The organism is Streptomyces sp. MnatMP-M17 (assembly GCF_900091995.1).
In the GTDB taxonomy this organism is placed as follows: domain Bacteria; phylum Actinomycetota; class Actinomycetes; order Streptomycetales; family Streptomycetaceae; genus Streptomyces.
The window spans coordinates 1-2,100 of sequence record NZ_FMDK01001193.1; the positions used below are offsets into that span (position 1 = coordinate 1).

The 2,100-nt window shown below is 73.0% G+C and carries 1 protein-coding gene; it reads right to left on the reverse strand.

Going from position 1 to position 2,100, the window contains the following annotated elements; genetic code table 11:
• Window positions 1-47: 47 nt before the first annotated feature.
• Entirely contained in the window at window positions 48-1,478 is a 1,431-nt protein-coding gene (locus tag GA0115259_RS37690) for a diaminobutyrate--2-oxoglutarate transaminase (protein WP_093605081.1), read from the reverse strand.
• Window positions 1,479-2,100 lie beyond the last annotated feature (622 nt).

The window sequence follows — 2,100 nt, forward strand, 5'->3', positions numbered from 1 at the left end:
CGGACCGCCCGGACCGCCCGCGCCGCCCGGACCCGCCACGTCCGTCGTCACGAGCGCCGGCCTTGCTGCACCGGCGCCGGCACCGGCACCGATCCGGCCCCCGACGCCGCCTCCATCGCGTCCGCCAGGCGCTCAAGCACCGCCTCCGTCTGTCCGTCCGTGATCACGAGCGGCGGCAGCAGCCGTACCGTGGAGCCGAACCGTCCGCCCAGTTCGACGATCAGGCCGCGGTCGAGGCACGCCGCGCGAACCCGTTCCGCCAGTTCCGGCGCGACCGGACGGGCGCCGCAGGAGTCCAACGGTCCCTCCGGGTCGATCAGTTCGATGCCGATCATCAGACCACGTCCCCGTACGTCGCCGATCACCGGCAGCTCCGAGCGCAGCCCTTCCAGCCGCGCCGTCATCCGCGCGCCCACCGTCGCCGCGCGTTCGACCAGGCCCTCCCGCGCCACGTACCGCAGCGTCGCCGCGCCCGTGGCCATCGCCAGCGTGTTCCCGCGGAACGTCCCGGTGTGGGCGCCGGGCAGCCAGCCGTCGTACTTCTCGTCGTACACGATCACCGCCAGCGGCAGACTCCCGCCGATCGCCTTCGACAGCACCATCGCGTCCGGCACGATCCCGCTGTGCTCGACCGCCCAGAACGCGCCGGTACGGCCGACGCCCGTCTGAACCTCGTCCACGATCAGCGGAATCTCCCGCTCTGCCGTAATCCGCCGCATCTCGCGCAGCCAGCCGTCCGGCGCCGGCACCGCGCCGCCCTCTCCCTGGACGGCTTCGAGGATCATCGCGGCGGGCGGTACGACACCGCCCGCCGGATCGTCGAGCAGCCGTTCCGTATACGTCGCCGACAGCACGGCCCCGCGCTCGCCGCCGATCCCGAACGGGCAGCGGTACGCGTACGGATACGGCAGCCGCGTCACCTCCGCGCCACCGCCCGCCACCCGCTCCTTGACCGCGACACTGCCGGTCGCCGCGAGCGCTCCCGCCGTCATCCCGTGGTACGCACCGGTGAACGCGAGCAGCCCGCTCCGCCCGGTCGCCGTCTGCATCAGCTTCAGCGCCGCCTCCACCGCGTCCGTACCGGCCGGTCCGCAGAAGTGGATCCGCGCGCGGTCGGCGAAGGCGCTCGGCAGGGTGGCGAAGAGCGCGTCGGTGAAGTCGTCCTTCTCCGGCGTCGCGAGGTCGAGGACATGGAGCGGCGCGCCGCTGTCGACCGTACGGCGGATGGCCTCCAGTACGACCGGGTGGTTGTGGCCGAGCGCGAGCGTTCCGGCGCCGGAGAGGCAGTCGAGATAGCGGCGGCCGTCGGTCCCTTCGATCGTCAGGCCCTTGGCGCGGACGGGAACGATCGGGAAGGAACGGGCGTACGTACGGGCGGAGGATTCCCGGGCGCGCTGCCGCCGCAGGATGGCGCTCGCGTCGACGGCGGAGGCGGGACGCCCGTTGGCGGCGGGCCGGGTGGTGGGGGGCACGGTCATGACACGGCTCCGGAGTCTCGGGAGGAACGACGAGGAACTACGAGGAACGACCAGGAGGAGGAAGGTTGGGAGGGACGGGCGCGCGCCGAACCCGCTCGGCCGGCTCACAGCGGACCGTCGGCCGGCTCACAGCGGACCGGTCGGCTCACAGCCGACGGACGAACACGCGGCGCATCGCGAACTCCCGGCCGTAGCAGCCCATATGGGCCGCACGGAGAAATCGGCCCGGACAGAGCCGACCCGGTTCGGGCGCGGCCTTCACCCAGGCAAGTGGTATGCGCTGTACGGCCAGTTCACCGGACCGGGTGACACGACAAGACCTCTCCTCCTCTGACGCACCCTCTGAAGCGCCCTTCGACGCGGGCGGTAAGTCGGCCGGATCGGCGGACCGGGACGCGGCGGAGGGCGGGAACGGGACGGACACGGCTTGCTCTACCTCGGGGTGGGGGGTGCGACGGTCGGAACGGAACGGAACGAACAGACTGAATGGTCCGGATGGAGTGGGCACATGCCAAACGCCTGCGGGACGGGTGGCACCACCGGCCGACTTGTTGGAACACGGTGGCGCGCGGGGCGGACGCGGGGCGGGCGCGCGCGGGACGGCGAAGGCGGCGCGGCGGCG